General features: G+C 62.7%; 13 protein-coding genes. 8 read left to right on the top strand and 5 right to left on the bottom strand.

Going from position 1 to position 18005, the window contains the following annotated elements; translation table 11 throughout:
• Window positions 1–58: 58 nt before the first annotated feature.
• Window positions 59–331, bottom strand: a complete 273-nt coding sequence (locus CEQ44_RS06495) for a flagellar biosynthetic protein FliQ (protein ID WP_088181985.1) — start codon at window positions 329–331, stop codon at window positions 59–61.
• Between the two features lie 285 nt (window positions 332–616).
• On the opposite strand from CEQ44_RS06495, the gene CEQ44_RS06490 reads away from it, so the two are divergent.
• From CEQ44_RS06490 to CEQ44_RS06470, 5 genes are all read left to right on the top strand, one after another.
• Complete coding sequence (locus CEQ44_RS06490) at window positions 617–1531, top strand: NAD(P)/FAD-dependent oxidoreductase (protein WP_024018161.1); 915 nt, start codon at window positions 617–619, stop codon at window positions 1529–1531.
• Between the two features lie 100 nt (window positions 1532–1631).
• Entirely contained in the window at window positions 1632–4001 is a 2370-nt protein-coding gene (locus CEQ44_RS06485; protein ID WP_037529499.1) for a heavy metal translocating P-type ATPase, read from the top strand.
• Window positions 3998–4384: a Cu(I)-responsive transcriptional regulator gene (gene cueR / locus CEQ44_RS06480; protein WP_024018159.1), complete on the top strand. Its 387-nt coding sequence runs from the start codon at window positions 3998–4000 to the stop codon at window positions 4382–4384. The genes CEQ44_RS06485 and cueR overlap by 4 nt, the downstream gene beginning before the upstream one ends.
• A 442-nt stretch (window positions 4385–4826) precedes the next feature.
• Window positions 4827–5159 carry a four-helix bundle copper-binding protein gene (locus CEQ44_RS06475; RefSeq protein WP_088181986.1) on the top strand — a complete coding sequence of 111 codons (333 nt, stop codon included), beginning with the start codon at window positions 4827–4829 and terminating at the stop codon, window positions 5157–5159.
• 276 nt (window positions 5160–5435) lie between these two features.
• Window positions 5436–6470, top strand: coding sequence for an IS110 family transposase (locus CEQ44_RS06470; RefSeq protein ID WP_010338606.1), 1035 nt, complete (start codon window positions 5436–5438; stop codon window positions 6468–6470).
• Window positions 6471–6759: 289 nt separating this feature from the next.
• Here the strand turns inward: CEQ44_RS06470 and CEQ44_RS06465 are convergent, their stop codons facing one another.
• Window positions 6760–9729 (bottom strand): Tn3 family transposase, encoded by a 2970-nt coding sequence (locus CEQ44_RS06465; RefSeq protein ID WP_088185359.1) that lies wholly within the window; start codon window positions 9727–9729, stop codon window positions 6760–6762.
• A 140-nt stretch (window positions 9730–9869) separates the two neighbouring features.
• On the opposite strand from CEQ44_RS06465, the gene CEQ44_RS06460 reads away from it, so the two are divergent.
• Both CEQ44_RS06460 and CEQ44_RS06455 read left to right on the top strand, forming a co-directional pair.
• Window positions 9870–10439: a recombinase family protein gene (locus tag CEQ44_RS06460; protein WP_088201797.1), complete on the top strand. Its 570-nt coding sequence runs from the start codon at window positions 9870–9872 to the stop codon at window positions 10437–10439.
• Window positions 10440–11813: a hypothetical protein gene (locus CEQ44_RS06455; protein ID WP_088201796.1), complete on the top strand. Its 1374-nt coding sequence runs from the start codon at window positions 10440–10442 to the stop codon at window positions 11811–11813.
• A gap of 300 nt (window positions 11814–12113) precedes the next feature.
• Here the strand turns inward: CEQ44_RS06455 and CEQ44_RS06450 are convergent, their stop codons facing one another.
• The 3 genes from CEQ44_RS06450 to istA form a co-directional block, all read right to left on the bottom strand.
• The gene (locus CEQ44_RS06450) at window positions 12114–13148 is read right to left on the bottom strand and encodes an IS110 family transposase (RefSeq protein WP_010338606.1); all 1035 of its coding nucleotides are present in this window, start codon (window positions 13146–13148) and stop codon (window positions 12114–12116) included.
• A 694-nt stretch (window positions 13149–13842) separates the two neighbouring features.
• The gene (gene istB / locus CEQ44_RS06440; protein ID WP_373438208.1) at window positions 13843–14694 is read right to left on the bottom strand and encodes an IS21-like element helper ATPase IstB; all 852 of its coding nucleotides are present in this window, start codon (window positions 14692–14694) and stop codon (window positions 13843–13845) included.
• Window positions 14691–16178, bottom strand: a complete 1488-nt coding sequence (gene istA / locus CEQ44_RS06435; RefSeq protein WP_088184703.1) for an IS21 family transposase — start codon at window positions 16176–16178, stop codon at window positions 14691–14693. The genes istB and istA overlap by 4 nt, the downstream gene beginning before the upstream one ends.
• 422 nt (window positions 16179–16600) lie before the next feature.
• Between istA and CEQ44_RS06430 the strand changes: the two genes are divergently transcribed.
• Window positions 16601–17971 carry an IS1380 family transposase gene (locus tag CEQ44_RS06430; protein WP_088184704.1) on the top strand — a complete coding sequence of 457 codons (1371 nt, stop codon included), beginning with the start codon at window positions 16601–16603 and terminating at the stop codon, window positions 17969–17971.
• The last annotated feature ends 34 nt before the right edge of the window (window positions 17972–18005 follow it).

The following is an 18005-nucleotide window of genomic DNA, read 5'->3' as shown; positions in this document are numbered from 1 at the left end:
ACGGCAGGCCAGATTCCTGATCCCTGCCACGCCATGCGGAAGTCGATTGCCTCGCTGTTCACTGGATGTCGTCTGGAATGTGGATGAGGAGGTCGCGCGTATAATCGACAAGCAATGCTCCCATCGCGGCACCAAAGAGGACCAGGAATAGCAGCAGCGCGAGCAATTTAGGCACGAAGCTGACCGTTTGCTCGTTGATCGACGTCGCGGCTTGAATAATCGAGATGACCAGCCCCACGACACCCATGATGATCAAAGGCGGTCCCGCTACCATGGCCATGACCCAAAGCGCACGTCCCATCGACACAGAAAAAGGACTGTAGGTCTCCATTTATACCTCCCCCTGCACTTGCGCTCGCAAGTGCCAAGGAGCCAACAGTTCCGCCCATCGCGGGACGAACGGCCAAGCGGATGATCGTTGGTTCGATCAGGTCTTCCCTTGGACGCTCGCCCCGCTCCACGCTGCGACCCGTGGGCTCCCGAATGGCCCATCGAGTCTCTCGACGGGCTACTACTGACTTACGCACCGGCGGCGCGCACCCCTCGCCCCGGCCAGCAATTTCTTCAAAACATCGAAGGGCATGCGAGGGAAGATGGGCGAGCGCGCGTAATAGAAATGAGGATCACCGTCGGCGAGGTGCGCATGTACGACTGCATTATCATTGGCGGAGGCCCCGCAGGCCTGACAGCTGCCACCTACCTGGGTCGATTTCTGCGTGCCACGTTGGTTATCGACGCCGGGGCCGGACGTGCCGCCAGCATTCCCACGACGCATAATCTCATCGGCTTCCCGGAAGGGATATCTGGTGAGGAGTTGTTGTCGCGTATGCGTCAGCACGCTGTCGGCTACGGTGCGGAATTGGTCAGTGACGTGGCCCTCGGTATCATGCAGTCCAAGACAGGCTTTGCCGTGGGCATGAGTTCCCGCACCCTCGAGGCGCGGACGGTGTTGCTTGCGCCGGGCGTTGCAAACCACCGACCCAACCTCGCCCAAGCTGCACATGACAGAGGCGTTTCGCGCGGCCTCATCCGCTACTGCCCAATTTGTGATGCGTACGAGGTGCGCGGCAAGCGCGTGGCAGTCCTGGGCTGCTCGGAGCATGGAGCGGCCGAGGCGATCTTCGTGCGGCGCTACAGCGAAACCGTTACCCTGCTCACTGAAGAATCCGTGCAGCTTTCTCTTGCCGACCAAGCTGATCTTGCGGACGGCGGAATTGCGGTCGAACGTGCCGCCATACAAACATTATCGATAAACGATGATGATGTTCTCGTGCGCCTGTCCGATGGCCAATCGCTCAGCTTCGATACGCTCTATGTCGCGCTCGGAAGTTCCGGAAGATCAGAGCTCGCGCGGGTAGCCGGTGCTTCGTTGAGCGCGTCGGGTTGCATCATCGTCGACGACCACCAGCGAACATCGATCAGCGGCCTGTTCGCTGCCGGCGACGTCGTCGAAGGGTTGGACCAGATTGCCGTCGCGGCGGGTCAGGCGGCCAAGGCAGCGACCGCGATCCACAATCTCTTGCTCGAATAATCAGGCTCCAGCGTCTGGCGGACAGAATATTTGAACCGGGGCCTTGACCCTGACACGATGTCAGACCCCAGATTGTTTAGCGTCGACAAGGAGACGAGCCATGACCGATCCTATTTCCGCGAACACATCTGGTGCGCATAACTGTTGCGCTGGAAAGCACCGCGAGCCGCAAGGTCCGACGACAGCGAAGGATCCTGTCTGCGGCATGATGGTCGATCCCGGCGCGACCGCGCACCATGCCTCACACGGCGACCAGGAGTTTCACTTCTGCAGTGCCGGATGTCGGGCGAAGTTCGTCGCCGAGCCGGAACGATATCTGTCGAGCGGGGGCGACACGCCCACGGCCGCAGAACCTGGCACGATTTGGACTTGTCCGATGCACCCGGAGATCCGAAAAGATCGTGCCGGTCCTTGCCCGATCTGCGGCATGGCACTCGAGCCCGAGCTCATAACGGCGGAATCAGGCCCGAGCCCTGAACTCGTCGATATGTCACGGCGCTTCTGGATCGCCCTGGCGCTGACGGTGCCCATATTCCTACTCGAAATGGGCGGACACCTTTTCCCCGCGCTTCATCAACTCGTCCCCGAGCGAATATCAGGGTGGGTTCAGCTCGCTTTGGCGACCCCCGTCGTGCTTTGGGCCGGTTGGCCGTTTTTCGAGCGCGGTTGGGCGTCCATTCGGACGCGAAACCTGAACATGTTCACGCTGATCGCGATGGGAACCGGTGTCGCCTGGGCCTATAGCGTGGTGGCCACGCTTGCCCCCGGAATATTCCCGGCGGCATTCCGCATGATGGATGGCACGGTCGCCATCTATTTCGAGGCCGCCGCGGTCATCACCGTCCTCGTGCTCCTTGGGCAGGTTCTCGAGCTGCGCGCGCGAGAGCGGACATCGGGCGCGATCAAGGCCCTGCTCAATCTGGCACCCAAGACTGCCCGCCGGATCCTGCCGGATGGTCACGACGAGGAAGTCGCGATTGACCTGATCGTGGTCGGCGACAGGTTGCGCGTCCGCCCCGGCGAAAAGGTGCCTGTGGATGCGATTGTCGAGGACGGCCGCTCTTCGATCGACGAGTCCATGGTGACTGGCGAGTCGATGCCGGTGACGAAGACGGTCGATGCCCATGTAGTGGCGGGCACGATAAACCAAACAGGATCGCTCGTCATACGCGCGGACAAGGTTGGCCGGGATACGATGCTGGCGCGGATCGTCCAGATGGTGGCAGATGCGCAGCGTTCGCGCGCGCCGATCCAGCGCATGGCCGACAAGGTTGCGGGCTGGTTCGTGCCGGCAGTGCTTGCCGTCGCACTGCTCTCCTTTGCGATCTGGGGAATATGGGGTCCAGAACCGCGACTGGCGCATGGCCTCGTGGCCGCGGTCGCGGTGCTGATCATCGCTTGTCCCTGCGCGCTGGGTCTCGCGACGCCGATGTCGATCATGGTCGGGATCGGACGGGGGGCCGGCCTCGGTGTCCTGATCAAGAATGCCGAGGCGCTGGAGCGCATGGAAAAGGTCGACACGATCGTCGTCGACAAAACCGGCACGCTGACAGAAGGGCGCCCATCGGTCACGAATATCGTGGCGATGGACGGCTTTTCGGAGCACGATCTTCTTCGCCTGGCGGCGGGCGTCGAGCGGGCGTCGGAGCATCCGCTGGCGCTCGCGATCGTCGCGGCCGCGAAGGATCGTGACATCGACGTTCCCGAGGTTTCCGACTTTGACTCGCCTACCGGAAAGGGCGCGGTCGGGACCGTGGACGGCAAGCGGATCTTTCTGGGCGGCGCCGTTTATCTCAAAGAGAATGGCATCGATGTGTCAGCCGCGGCTGCACGCGCCAATGAGCTGCGGGCGGACGGAGCGACGGCGATTTTCGCGGCCGTTGATGGCCGGGTCGCCGGAATTCTCGCCATTGCGGACTCGATCAAGGCAACCACAGCGGAGGCGCTGGCCGCCTTGCGAAAAGAGGGCGTGAGCGTCGTCATGTTGACGGGCGACAACCGGACAACCGCCGAGGCGGTGGCCCGGAAACTAGGCATCGATGCGGTTGAAGCCGAGGTGCTGCCCGATCAGAAGAGCGCTGTCGTCCTGCGGCTGCAGCGCGAAGGCCATGTCGTTGCCATGGCTGGCGATGGGGTGAACGACGCGCCCGCTCTCGCGGCGGCGGACGTCGGCATCGCCATGGGTTCGGGCACCGATGTCGCCATCGAAAGCGCCGGGATCACACTGCTCAAGGGTGATCTCAACGGCATCGTGCGGGCGCGGCGCCTGAGCGAGGCAACGATGGCCAACATACGCCAGAACCTGTTCTTCGCCTTCATCTACAATGCCGCTGGCGTCCCCATCGCCGCCGGGCTGCTCTATCCGGTGTTCGGCATCCTTCTGTCGCCTGTCATCGCCGCTGCGGCGATGGCCCTGTCATCCGTCAGCGTCGTCACCAACGCGCTGCGTCTCAATCGGGTGACGCTGTGAACATCGGCGCGGCCTCCGATGCGAGCGCTGTGTCGCAGCGCATGATCCGCCATTATGAGAAGATCGGGCTTATCCCGTCGCCGCCGCGACGTGACAGCGGGTATCGCGACTATTCGCAAGCCGACGTGCACCTCCTGCGTTTCATCGCCAACGCCCGCGATCTCGGCTTTCCCATTGGGGAAATCCGCGTGCTGCTTGATCTCTGGTCCGACCGCGAGCGCGCGAGCGCGGAGGTCAAGGCTCTGGCGGAATCGCGCGCGGGAGACCTGGGTCGGAAGGCGGATGCACTCAATGCCATGCGCGAAGCACTGCTCGACCTTGCGAATGCCTGCCATGGGGACGAGCGGCCCGAATGCCCTATACTCACGCGTCTGGCGTCCTGAGCCTATCTGGCGGCTCGGCCTTGTCCTCGATGACGCACCTCAGGTCGCTCCCCATTTGAGTGTCGTAAGCACTGTCGAAGCTGTCGGTACGCAACGGTACATCGCGTTGACCTGTGGCTCGTGGGTGTGTGGCTGAAGCACGTCATCGGCACGATGCGCGCGCTGGCCCCCCACGGGCAGAGTGTCACGCCCGAAAAGATGGCCGCTCCCATGCTCAGCAGGTTCCGGGTCCGATGGCCGACATGGCAGCAGAGCCGGGCGCGGGCGCGGGCGCGGGCCAGATCTCGACGATGACGGTTGACGCCGCTTGCGCTCGCCGGCGGAATTATGGTGGCGACATCGCTTGGTCTGGAACCGGCAAGCGCCGCTGGAATTTTTATGCAAGGGGTTATCGCGCAAAGCGCGTATCTTCTAGTGGGGGGACTCAGACGGAGATGGATCGATGCATCAGATGAACCCCGACATGCAGGCCTGCATGGACGCCTGCCACGAGTGTCATGTGACCTGCCTGCACATGGCAATGAACCATTGCCTTGAAATGGGCGGCCAGCACGCCGCACCGGAGCATATAAAGATCATGGCCGACTGTGCGCAGATTTGCGAAGTCGCAATCGACTTCATGGCGCGCAAGTCGTCCCACCATCAACATATCTGCCGCGAGTGCGCCGAGGTCTGCCGAGCGTGCGCTGCGAGCTGCGAATCCCTGGACGGCATGGAGGATTGCGTGGCCGCGTGCCGCAAGTGCGCCGACGCCTGCGAAAAGATGGCCGCCTAAACTTCTTCGCGCGGGGTATGCTCGCGTTCGTGCCCAGGCTCCAGGGAACGATGCGCGAGCAGTACAAGGGTTTGTGGCGAGTGTGCCGGCCGATCACGACGAGATGATGAAAGACATGCCGGCATGAAGTGATGCCAGCAGCGACTATGGAGGGGCGGTTCTGAAAAGCGCGAAACTAGAGGGCATAGCGTGGATGGTACGCTAAACGATGGAGTGGATGGCTCCCGCTCACCGGCTGAGGCAGACTGCCTCGGCTGAAGAGCGAGGAGACGGACGATGAGTGAGATTGTCACGATTGGGCTGGATATCGCGAAGTCGGTGTTCCAGGTCCATGGTGTAGACGCTGCGGGTCAGGTGGTTGTGACCCGGCAATTGAAGCGCGGACAGATGTTGAAGTTTTTCGCGGCATTGCCTCCGGTTCTGATCGGGATCGAAGCCTGCGGAACGGCGCATCACTGGGGTCGGCAGCTCCAGAACCTGGGCCACGACGTAAAACTCATCCCGCCGATCTACGTGAAACCTTACGTCAAGCGGCAGAAGAACGATGCCGCCGATGCCGAAGCGATTTGCGAGGCGGTGACGCGGCCGACAATGCGGTTCGTCGAAATCAAGTCAGTTGACCAGCAGGCTGGCGGCGTGCTGCACAAAACGCGGGCACTGCTGATCAAGCAGCGGACGATGATGTTCAATGCCGTGCGCAGCCATCTGGCCGAATTCGGTCTTGTGACGGGTACCGGCGTGGCGCAGGTGGTGCGCATGGTCGATCGGCTTGCGAAAGGGGACGAACTCGATCTTCCGGAACTGGCGCGCGAGACACTCGGCGTCTTAGCGCGCCACATTCAGGAACTGCAGGACAAGCTCACCGGGATCGATAAGCAGTTGACCCGCTGGCATTATCGCAACGACGTCAGCAACATCCTTGAAACCATCCCCGGCGTTGGTGTGATCACCGCCTCGGCGCTCGCGTCGATGGTGACCAACGCGCAGAGCTTCAGGTCGGCCCGCCATTTCGCCGCCTGGCTTGGACTCGTGCCCCGGCAAAACTCGTCAGGTGGCAAGACCCGCCTGGGCAAGATTACCAAGGGCGGCAATCGCTACCTGCGACAATTGCTGGTCGTCGGTGCGACTTCAGTGCTGCGGCATGTCCGGGCGGGCAGCGTCAAAGGCTTTGAATGGGCCAAAGCCTTGCTTGATCGCCGTCCGCCCAAGGTCGTGGCCGTTGCTCTGGCCAACAAGATGGCGCGTATTGCATGGGTGGTGATGACGCGCGGCGTCGAGTATGAAAGAAAGGAATTGGCGATCGCAGCCTGATTGGCAGGCGATGGCAAAACAAGGTTGAGGTGTGAAGACCGACTGAAGGCAAGCCATTCGATCCACCGAGCTTCGGCAAACCTGCTTAGCGTACAGGACTTCGAGTCCGCGTAAACGATGAGGAGGCCAGGGCTGGCGGAATCCTTCAAGGCCAGCAGCCGTATAAAGGCTGCACATAAAGGCCGGACACGCGACTGCACTCGATATGGCATGTCAGAACGTCAGAAAATCGCACCGCAACGCGGGAGCCATCCACACGCAACGCTAAGGGCGAACAATCAGCGAACGCTTAGGCGGCGCGGCTATCCGGCGGCAGATTGAGGGCCTTGCGGCCAGCGGAAGCGGCTGCTCGATCCCAGAGGAAATCGCCCGAGAAAGCAATATGCTCCCAACCTACTGGGGACGTATGGGCGAGTAGATCATCAGGCACCGCGACCGATGTTGATCGTAGATGCTGGGCGGCGGCATCCATGTAGATCGTGTTCCAATAGACGATCGCGGCGACGAGCAGATTGAGGCCGGACGCCCGATATTGCTGCGCCTCGTGGCTGCGGTCGATGATGCGGCCCTGGCGGAATGTGTAGATCGCCTGCGTCAGGGCATGGCGCTGCTCGCTGTTGTTGAGACCGGCATGGCATCGCCGGCGCAGATCGGGATTTTCTAGCCAGTCCAGCATGAACAGCGTCCGCTCGATCTTGCCGATTTCCTGTAGCGCGACATCGAGCTGGTTCTGCCGTTCGTAGGCAGCGAGCTTTCGCAGCATGACCGATGGCGCGACATGGCCGGCCTTGATCGACCCTACGAGGCGCAGCACGTCTTCCCATTGCTCACCGATGATGTCGGTGCGGATACGCTTGCCCAACAGCGGGGTGATGGACGGATAGGCCGTGACCGGCGCGATCGGCGCGAGCCGCCTGTCGGGGAAGTCGCGCAGGCGCGGGCAGAAGCGAAATCCCAGCATCGCGCACAGGGCGAAGACATGATCGGTCGCCCCGCCGGTGTCGGTGTAATGCTCGACGATCCTGAGATCGGTGCCGTGGCTGGTGAGGCCGTCGAGGACATAGGGCGCCTCATGCGTCGCGGCCGAGATCACTTTGACGTGGTAGGGCGCGCGCTGATCAGAATTATGGGTGTAGAAGCTGAAGCCATGATCGACGCCATAGCGGGCGTTGATATCGCCGCCCGACGCGCCGCGCTTCGCGGCCCTGAAGAACTGGCCATCGGAACTGGACGTGGTGCCGTCGCCCCATACTCGTGAGAATGGCAGGCGGTGGTGCGCGTTGATGAGGAGGGCCAGCGCCGCGCGGTAGCTGTCGTCGCGGATATAGGCGTCATGGGTCCAGAGGAGCTGATCGCGCGTGACGCCCTGACTCGCCGCCGCCATGCGCGACAGGCCGAGATTGGTCGCATCGGCGAGGATCGTGGCGAGCAGCGCGTTTTCATTGGGACACGGCTCGCCGGTACGCAGGTTGGTGAACGCCGCAAGAAAGCCGGTTTCCTGCGCCACCTCATGCAGTAGCTCGGTGATGCGGATGCGTGGCATCATGGCATCGAGCCGGTCGGCCAGCGCTTCGGCGTCGGGCGTCGCGATCGTGCGAACGGGGGATATCTGGAGGCGGTCGTCGCGATATCGCACACCCTCCAGAGCGTCGCGCTTCAGGCGCTGGGCAAATTTCTTAAGCCGCCAGTCAAGTTCGCGGCCCCGCTGTTCGAGCCATTCGCCGGCTGTGGGTGGCAGACCGAGAGCCGACACGATCGGCTTCGCCTGGGGTTCGCTGAGCAGGTAGCTGTCGAACCGGCGGTATCCTGCCGATCGCTCCACCCAGACATCCCCGGAACGCAGCTTGTTGCGCAGATGCGCGATCGTCGCGATTTCCCAGAGACGCCGGTTGATCTTGCCGTCATCGCCCACGACGATTTTCCGCCATTCCTTGCGGAAGGGCATCGGAGCGTCGGCAGGCAGATCGCGTTTGCCCGACCTGTTGAGGTCGCGCAGCATCTCGATGGCGGCGATCGTTTTTGCACTGCCCTTTCCGGCCCTGAACTGGAGCGCCTCAAGCAGGTCGGGGGCGAACTTGCGCAACGTCGCATAGCGGTCGGCCGCCACCGTCAGCGGATCAAGGTTGGCGGTTTCCGCGATTGTCGCCACTTCTGGCCTCGCCTTCAGGAGGGTGTTCCACCCGACCGATGCGTCCAGGGCCTCCATTGGATCTTCGCCGGTATCGACCGCATCGGTCAATGCGTCGATTGTCCTGCGAAAGATCAGCATCAGCCGCGCCACATTCTTTGACGTGGTGGCATAGCTGCGCGCCTGGGCGTTCTTCGCGCGGGTGAAGATGCTGCCGATCAGCTTGTCCGCCATCTCCAAGGCGTTATCGGTCAGTCGTTCCTCGAGGTCGAGCAGGAACGCAACCAGCGTAGCGCGCCGTCGGGAGGGAATATATCGCTCGATCATATAGGCAGGCGAAGCGCGGCCTTCCCTGACATATTGCCGAAATCGGTCGGCATGGATGCGGCCAGCCACGTCCGGGGAGATGCCGATCTTCCGCACTTGCCGCAGGCGGTCGAGAATCTGGCGGATGTGATCGGGCCTGGCCGCAACGGGAATGGTCTTGAGCGAAGCGAGTTGGCTCATGCCGCCGGCGTCGTCAAAGACCTGGTCGAGGGCGTGGACCTGTTCGGCGCTAAGATCAGCGATCAGGGCGTAGGCAGCCTGCTTGCGGGCACGCGCGCGTCCCGCACTACTGGCGCGTTCGATGGTGGAGATGGACGGCAGTAGAATCCGGGCCTCGCGAAGGGCGGTGACAACGCCGATCGCTATCGTTATCCCCTTGTCGGTCGCCCATGCCGTTTTCGCGGCCGCTTCGATCATGAAGGGAATGTCGGCGCGGGTTGGTCCACGAAGGCCCGCTCGCATCGCCAGCTCGCGGGCATGGTCCGTCATCGTCTGATCCCGCGCTGCATAGTTGGCCAGGTCGGTTACGTGTAGACCAAGTTGTTCCGCGACGAAGGCGGCGAGATCATGGGGTATCGCTCCCTTGTCCTGTATCAACTGCGCCAGTGTGATGCCCGGGTGCCGCAAGAGCGCTAGTTGCAGCGCGACACCCAACTGGTTCCGTCGCTCCCGTCGTGCGCCGATGATCTCGATGTCCGAAGGCTCGAAGGTGTAGAGCCGGGCTAGATGGTCGCGCTCGCTCGGGATGGCGAGGATCTGATCGCGTTCGCTCTCGGTCAGGAGTTGATGCTTACGCTTCGTCATTCCGATTCCCGTCCACAAAAGGTCATCTGGGCCTATGGACAGCCATGAGTAAAGAGACATAGTATGTGGACGGATATGGATGGGGCGAAGCGATCGCCCTTCAGATCGTCCACAGAACGACCGTTTGGGAGACGCACGGGATGGGCGATATTCTGGGTTATGCCCGCGTCAGCACCGGCGATCAGGACGTGGCTGGACAGACCATGCGTCTGGAGGAGGCCGGCGCGATCAAGGTGTTCACCGACGTCATGTCGGGCAAGAGCATGGAGCGGCCCGGTCTGGCCGAACTGATCGCCTATGCCCGCAAGGGCGACACGCTGGCGGTGGTCCGCCTCGATCGGCTCGGGCGTTCGCTGGCCGAACTGCTCGCCACAGTCGAGACGCTACGCGGCCAGGGCATCGCGCTCCTGAGTCTTGAGGAAAAGATCGACACATCGTCGGCCGCCGGCGAACTCATCTTCCATGTGTTCGGGGCCATCGCCCATTTCGAGCGGAGACTGATCTCCGAGCGAACCAGGGATGGGATCGCCGCCGCGCGCGCCAAAGGCAAGTTGCCCGGCCGTCAGCCGCTCGACATGTCCAAGGTACATGCCGCCATCAAACTGGTCGAAGCGAGCATCTCGCCGACAGAAGCAGCACGACAACTCGGCATCGGCCGATCGACCATCTATCGAGAAATGCGCCGCCTCGGCGTGGAAAGGCCCATCTGAATGTCCAGATCGAAATCGGCTCACGATCTTTCGGGCTTGATGAAATATGCGGATCGGGCGCCATGGGATGAAGCGATGGCTGAAATGCTGTCCGCGCATCTCGATCCGGCGAGCGAAGCGACCGGACTCGAGCCTGATGCCATGTTCGAAATCATCGGCGATCACTGGCAAGGGCCGCTATGGGGCTGTGCCTTTGAAGATCTGCTGACGCAGGAACTGCAACCTGACGGTGGCAATCTGGTCGATGACTATCTCAAGCGCCGGGGCTGGAACGAAAAGGCGCCGGACAAAGCCTATATGCGCGCATTACGCGATACGGTCATGTCGCTCTATGAGATCAGCGAAGTGGTTCCCGGCCAATCGATGACCTTGCGCGATCTGCTGCGCGACGTTGCCCCGGTGACGGTGCGGGAACACGGTGCGACCCAGACCCTCGTCAACTGGGACAAAATCGCCGCAAGGGTTGTCGACGTGAACGGGCGCCATGGCATTTCCGGAGCGCTGTTGCCGTTCAGCGCTGAGGGCGCCGTGCGAGTGGTCGATGCATTTTCCCGACTTGCCGACGAAACTCAGGACACTGCGGAATTGGACCCGTCCGATCGGGACGCGCTTCTGGGAGCATCGGGACCGATGTTCACGAACATGTGGCTGCTCGACTGTCTGGGCAAGGCCATGCCCGGCAGCGCGCCGGATATGGTCAACGCCGACGGCGATGACCTGGTGTTCCACCGTATCGTTTTTCCGCTGGCGAAAGGCGTGGTCGGCAAGAGCCTGATCCGAAGGCTGAACGCGGCACAATGGCTGGAACCTGCCAGCGACAGTTTCTGGAACTGGCTGGCACCAGCGACGAAGAACAAGAAGCCGCAAGCGACCAAAGGCAAGCGGGCCTTCGTCACGACCATGGATGACGGCACGCCGGTTTTTGCCAATGTGGAACTGGCAGGGCGCAAGCTGATCGTCGAGGTAAACAGTGCCGCCCGCGCGGAGCGAGCAATTACCCAGATGGGCGAATGGCTTGGTGATTGCGTGAGCGCGCCTATGGCCGAAATCCGGACGCTCGATCAGGTTATGGCCGACGATGCCGCCCGCACGCCACAGGACGAGGCGCTGGATATTCCACCGCATGAAATGGAGCGCATCGTTCACGATATGCTGACCCGTGAATATACGAAAACGCTCGATGAGCCGGTCCCAGCCCTCAGCCACAAGACGCCACGCGTTCTGGCCTGTACAAAGGCGGGGCGGGTAAAGGTAGCCGACTGGCTCAAATATATCGAAAATGGCGCAGCAAAATCCGGCACCGCCGATCCGATGGGCACCTATGACTTCACATGGATGTGGGCAGAACTGGGGCTCAGCGACCTCCGGCGGTAACGGCCATCATACGGTTCTTGAAATGTTCTCGCTTAGCGTTGCGTGTGGATGGCTCCCGCGTTGCGGTGCGATTTTCTGACGTTCTGACATGCCATATCGAGTGCAGTCGCGTGTCCGGCCTTTATGTGCAGCCTTTATACGGCTGCTGGCCTTGAAGGATTCCGCCAGCCCTGGCCTCCTCATCGTTTACGCGGACTCGAAGTCCTGTACGCTAAGCAGGTTTGCCGAAGCTCGGTGGATCGAATGGCTTGCCTTCAGTCGGTCTTCACACCTCAACCTTGTTTTGCCATCGCCTGCCAATCAGGCTGCGATCGCCAATTCCTTTCTTTCATACTCGACGCCGCGCGTCATCACCACCCATGCAATACGCGCCATCTTGTTGGCCAGAGCAACGGCCACGACCTTGGGCGGACGGCGATCAAGCAAGGCTTTGGCCCATTCAAAGCCTTTGACGCTGCCCGCCCGGACATGCCGCAGCACTGAAGTCGCACCGACGACCAGCAATTGTCGCAGGTAGCGATTGCCGCCCTTGGTAATCTTGCCCAGGCGGGTCTTGCCACCTGACGAGTTTTGCCGGGGCACGAGTCCAAGCCAGGCGGCGAAATGGCGGGCCGACCTGAAGCTCTGCGCGTTGGTCACCATCGACGCGAGCGCCGAGGCGGTGATCACACCAACGCCGGGGATGGTTTCAAGGATGTTGCTGACGTCGTTGCGATAATGCCAGCGGGTCAACTGCTTATCGATCCCGGTGAGCTTGTCCTGCAGTTCCTGAATGTGGCGCGCTAAGACGCCGAGTGTCTCGCGCGCCAGTTCCGGAAGATCGAGTTCGTCCCCTTTCGCAAGCCGATCGACCATGCGCACCACCTGCGCCACGCCGGTACCCGTCACAAGACCGAATTCGGCCAGATGGCTGCGCACGGCATTGAACATCATCGTCCGCTGCTTGATCAGCAGTGCCCGCGTTTTGTGCAGCACGCCGCCAGCCTGCTGGTCAACTGACTTGATTTCGACGAACCGCATTGTCGGCCGCGTCACCGCCTCGCAAATCGCTTCGGCATCGGCGGCATCGTTCTTCTGCCGCTTGACGTAAGGTTTCACGTAGATCGGCGGGATGAGTTTTACGTCGTGGCCCAGGTTCTGGAGCTGCCGACCCCAGTGATGCGCCGTTCCGCAGGCTTCGATCCCGATCAGAACCGGAGGCAATGCCGCGAAAAACTTCAACATCTGTCCGCGCTTCAATTGCCGGGTCACAACCACCTGACCCGCAGCGTCTACACCATGGACCTGGAACACCGACTTCGCGATATCCAGCCCAATCGTGACAATCTCACTCATCGTCCGTCTCCTCGCTCTTCAGCCGAGGCAGTCTGCCTCAGCCGGTGAGCGGGAGCCATCCACTCCATCGTCTGGCGTACCTTCCACGCGATGCCCTCAATAAGGGTGGATCAATTATTGCCACACCCTGCATCGGGTGGATCAGGAATTGATCCACCGTCTCCCTATTGTTGGATTTCTTAAAGCTTTTGTCCTGGCGTGGCGCTCGCTTGCGGAGACGTGGGCGGAGGCGTCGAAACCTTGCCGTGCCGATCGCGAGCATGATCGGGGTTGCGCGGGAGGGTAGTGTCACGGTGCAGGACCGATCCGCGGCGCAGGCACTTCGACGCCGCTCATAGGTCGACTACCCGGCAGCCAGGCCGACGAGGGAAAGCGCCGTCAGGGCCAGCGTAGAGGCATCAGCGCGGCGAAGGCCAGCCCCCACACCCAACGCCGCAGCACGAGCGACAAGACGCGGCGGCTAGGACCGCGCCGAAGCTCGTCGGCGCACCGAGCCGCGTCGCGAAGGCGTAGCGACGCGGGAGCGGCAAGGGTTTCGCGGGATGGTCCTTTGATTCAGCGAGAGTGTCAACGGCGGAGCAAAATCCGGCCACGGTGGCGGTGTAAAAGTAGGCCAGCGGTCGAGGTGTGATGACGACATGGAAAGGGCCCCGATCGGGGCCCTTTCCATGTCGTCGCGACCGTTTTCTCCCGGCTATGTCGGCGGGATCTCTCCGGTGTTCGGGTCGGCCGACACAGTGGCCTGGTTTTGCTCCGCCCTTCTGGCGGAGCGCCGGCCGGCGGACTGTTTGAGGCGGTAGCTGTCGCCATTCATGGTGAGGATGGAGACGTGGTGCGTGAGGCGGTCGAGCAGCGCGCCGGTGAGCCGCTCCGAGGCGAGCACTTGGGTCCAGTCCTCGAACGGCAGGTTCGACGTGATGATGGTCGAGCCGCGCTCGTATCGCTGCGACAGCACCTCGAAGAGCAGTTCTGCGCCGGTCGCCGACAGCGGCACATAGCCGAGCTCGTCGACAATGAGCAGCTTCACGGCCGCCAGTTCCCGCTGGAGTTTGAGCATACGCCGCTCGTCGCGCGCCTCCATCAGCTGGTTGACCAGCGAGGCCGCGGTCGTGAAGGCGACGGTGAAACCCTTCTGGCAAGCCGCCAGGCCGAGCGCGAGGGCGACGTGCGTCTTGCCCGTGCCGCTGTTACCCAGCGCGATGACGTTCTCCCGGCGCAGGATATATTCCGAGCGGGCGAGTTCGAGCACCAGCATCTTGTTGAGGCTGGGGATGGCGGTGAAGTCGAAGGTGTCGAGACTCTTCACCGCCGGGAAGCGGGCGGCGCGGATCCGCCGCTCGACCGTGCGCCGCTCCCGGTCGATGAGCTCAAGCTCGATGAGACGCAGCAGGTAGCGCGGGTGGTCGATACCGTCGCGGGCGCATTCGCGCGCGACCTTCTCATATTCGCGCAGCACGGTCGGCAGCTTGAGCTGCTTGAGGTGGTGGGCGAGCAGCACCTGGGGTGTCCCGCCGGTCGTGCCGGTCGGCATCTTGTCGCTTGTCATGCCGCCAGCACTCCATAGTCCGCCGCCCGGGTCGTCTTCACGTCCGTCCGGGGCAGGTGCGGATAGGCGGCCAGATCGAGACGGGGCGGTCGCCGTTCGATACGCGCCAGCGCGATGAGCTTCACCGCGTCGAAGCCGATGGCGCCGAGCTGCACGGCCTGTGTCACCGCGTCGGAGACGACGGCGAGCGGCAGGGCTTCGAGCAGCCGCAGCACCTGGATGAACTCCCGCTTCCCCTTGTTGCCCATACGGGCTTCCAAAAGGTGGCGCAGATGCTGGAAGATCTCGGGCAGATCCCAGCCCTGCAAGGCGGCCGCCTGGTCGAGCGCGCCGGGCTTCTGCTCGATGAGCGCGAGATAGTGCAGCGGGTTGGCGACGAAGGCGCCCTCGCCATAGCTGCGCGGATGGCGGGCGATCTCCTCGCCGGCGATGCTGATGACGACCTCGTCGACGAACCCCTTCACCAGGACGTCGCGGAAGCCGTAGGCGGTCGGCACCGAATAGTCGTTGGTCCGGTAGCGCACCAGCGCGGTCGACGACACGCGCGCCGACCGCTTCTCGCACGGCTCCAGCGGCACCGCCGGCAAGGCCCGGAAGACCTGCCGGTCGGCGGCAAGCCGCTCGGCGATGGTGTCGGCATGGCGTCCGGCATGCCCGTTCTGTCGGGCCAGGCAGTCCTTCGCCAGGCGCTCGTTCAACTCGTCGAAGCTGGCCGCCACGGGAATGGGCACCATGAACATCGCGCGGGCGTGCTTTACCAGCGCCTCGACCTTCCCCTTGTCGTTGCCCTTGCCGGGCCGGCCAAACCGGTCGGCAAACAGGTAGTGGCTGACCAGCTCGGTGAAGGCCCGCGTGCGCTCGCGCTTGCCGTCGCCGCAGATCCTCGCCACCGCAATCTTCAGATTGTCGTAGAGAATGGACAGCGGCACGCCGCCGAAGAAGGCGAAGGCCGAAACATGGCCGTCCAGGAACGCCTCGGTCGTCTCGCGCGGATAGGCCTTCACGAAACACGCATCGGAATGCGGTAGGTCCATGCAGAAATAATGAACCTTCTGCCGCACGCCGCCGATCTCTGCCCACGCCTCGCCGAAGTCGACCTGGGCATGGCCCGGCGGGTGCGCCAGCGGCACGAACGTCTCCCGGCTGCGGGCCCGACTTAGCCGCACATAGTCCTTCACCACCGTGTAGCCGCCGCCATGGCCATGCTCGTCGCGCAGCCGCTCGAAGATCCGTTTGGCGGTGTGCTGCTGCCTGGCCGGCGACAGGCGGTCCTCGCGCAGCATGGCGTCGATGACCGGCAACAGCGGCCCCAGCTTCGGCTTCTCCGGCGGCTTCGCGCGCCGGTAGCCTGGTGGCAGCGAGAACGCGCACATCTTCGCCACCGTGTCCCGGCTCAGACCGAACACCTTCGCCGCTTCCCGGCGACTATGACCTTCCACGAACACGAAACGCCGAACGACCGCGTAGCTCTCCAAGGCAAACATCCTCGCCGCCCCAAATGGAGCAGCTTACCACTGGCAGGATTTCTCTCCGCCGCACCGGCACCTATGCCGGCGCTCCCGTGGCCGGGTTTGTCACCGCCCTACACAGAGAGAGAGCGCGCTGCACGATTAAGATGCCCCGTAACGTCGTGCGACCATTTCGCCAAGTGCCAATGATTGGATCATCTGGTCGCGCGTCATCTGGCAGGCTTGGGCAAATCCGATAACGATCGACGCCTGGCTTTACGATGAAGAAATCATTCCTAAGCGTCGTTAACCATCCTCTAACGCTTGCGATGCGATCATGCAGCTATGCTAGCCGCTGTTATTCACCGGGGCGCATGAGGCAGTTGACGGGAGTGGCGTAAGGCACTGTTCTAAAGTAGGAAATTGGTTGTCTACACCGTTCCTGTTCAGGACAGAAAATGCCACAAGCCACACCCGTCGACAGCGAGGTTAGCGCGCCCCGGTTTTCGTTTCCAGCCATCGGGCGCAAGAAAGTCAGCGCCGCGTTCGACGGTGGCCGGTTGACCTCGGACGGCGGAGTTCTACTGCTGGCGCAGGCCGAACGCGAGATGGGAATTTGCGCGCAGCTCGCCGGCTGTATTGCCGATCTGCGCGATCCCTCTCGGGTAATCCATGCGCTGGACGACATCCTGCGGGCGCGAGTTCTGGCAATCTGCTGCGGCTACGAGGATGCCGATGACCTTGATGCTCTGCGCGATGATCCCGGCTTCCGCCTGGCGCTGGGCAAACTGCCAGGCGCCGGCGCGGGCCTTGCCAGTCAGCCGACGATGAGCCGGTGGGAAAACGCAGCCACCACGCGCGAACTGGTGCGCATGATGCAGGCCATGATCGGCGTCTACTGCGCCAGCTATCCGATAGCGCCCAAGGCGGTTACGCTGGATATCGATGATACGTGTGATGTCGTGCACGGCTACCAACAGCTTTCATTCTGGAACGGCCACCACGGCGAGCGCTGCTTCCTTCCGATCCATGTCTACGATACCGCGACAGGGCGACCCGTGGCGATGCTGCTGCGCACCGGCAAGACGCCATCGGGCGCCGAAGCGGCAGGTCACATCCGGCGCCTGGTGCACCACATCCGCAAGCACTGGCCCACAACCCGCATCACCGTCCGCGGCGATGGGCACTATGGCAGACCAGAGGTGATGGCTTTCTGCGAGGAAGCTGGCGTCGATTACGTGTTCGGCCTGCCGACCAATGCCGCGCTGCGCGCCGATCCGGTCATCGTTGCAGCCGCCGATGCCTGTGCAGTCAAGCGCGCCGAGGAAGATCGGGCCGTCCTGCGCAATTATGCCGAGACCCGCTACGGTGCTAAAAGTTGGAAATGCCAGCGCCGCGTCGCCGCCCGGATCGAGGCCAGCAAGCTCGGCATGGACATCCGCTACGTCGTGACCTCCCTGACGGACGGCTCGGCCGAATACATCTATGACACACTCTACTGCGCTCGTGGTCAGGCCGAGAACCTGATCAAACGGCATAAGACCCAACTCGCCAGCGACCGCACCTCGTGCCGCTCGGCCAACGCCAACCAGATGCGCTTGATCCTGCATACTGCTGCTTACTGGCTGATGTGGCGCATCCAGCAGGCGATCCCCAGGACAACGGCTCTCGCCGTTGCAGAGTTCGCCACCTTGCGCTTGCGGCTGCTCAAGGTCGCCGCCCGCGTCATCGAGACTGCCACGCGCATCCGTGTCGCCTTTGCGTCAGCCTGCCCCGATGCCAACGTGTTCAAGGCCATCGCCATCAGCCTCCGGCCAGCACCTACATAGTCAGCGCGGCCGTGCCGCACAAAGCCTGAGCCCT

It is taken from the genome of Sphingobium sp. Z007 (assembly GCF_900013425.1).
Taxonomy (GTDB): Bacteria; Pseudomonadota; Alphaproteobacteria; order Sphingomonadales; family Sphingomonadaceae; genus Sphingobium.
The sequence above is the reverse complement of the archived record's forward strand: the minus strand, read 5'-3'. Positions and strand labels throughout refer to the sequence as shown.

Bases quoted from the DNA above. Each gene is read 5' to 3' on its own strand.
- CEQ44_RS06475 (WP_088181986.1), top strand. From the start codon at position 4,827: ATGCATCAGATGAACCCCGACATGCAGGCCTGCATGGACGCCTGCCAC.
- istB (WP_373438208.1), bottom strand. From the start codon at position 14,694: ATGACAAGCGACAAGATGCCGACCGGCACGACCGGCGGGACACCCCAG.
- CEQ44_RS06450 (WP_010338606.1), bottom strand. From the start codon at position 13,148: ATGAGTGAGATTGTCACGATTGGGCTGGATATCGCGAAGTCGGTGTTC.
- istA (WP_088184703.1), bottom strand. From the start codon at position 16,178: ATGTTTGCCTTGGAGAGCTACGCGGTCGTTCGGCGTTTCGTGTTCGTG.
- CEQ44_RS06490 (WP_024018161.1), top strand. From the start codon at position 617: ATGAGGATCACCGTCGGCGAGGTGCGCATGTACGACTGCATTATCATT.
- CEQ44_RS06460 (WP_088201797.1), top strand. From the start codon at position 9,870: ATGGGCGATATTCTGGGTTATGCCCGCGTCAGCACCGGCGATCAGGAC.
- CEQ44_RS06430 (WP_088184704.1), top strand. From the start codon at position 16,601: ATGCCACAAGCCACACCCGTCGACAGCGAGGTTAGCGCGCCCCGGTTT.
- CEQ44_RS06495 (WP_088181985.1), bottom strand. From the start codon at position 331: ATGGAGACCTACAGTCCTTTTTCTGTGTCGATGGGACGTGCGCTTTGG.
- CEQ44_RS06455 (WP_088201796.1), top strand. From the start codon at position 10,440: ATGTCCAGATCGAAATCGGCTCACGATCTTTCGGGCTTGATGAAATAT.
- CEQ44_RS06470 (WP_010338606.1), top strand. From the start codon at position 5,436: ATGAGTGAGATTGTCACGATTGGGCTGGATATCGCGAAGTCGGTGTTC.
- CEQ44_RS06485 (WP_037529499.1), top strand. From the start codon at position 1,632: ATGACCGATCCTATTTCCGCGAACACATCTGGTGCGCATAACTGTTGC.
- CEQ44_RS06465 (WP_088185359.1), bottom strand. From the start codon at position 9,729: ATGACGAAGCGTAAGCATCAACTCCTGACCGAGAGCGAACGCGATCAG.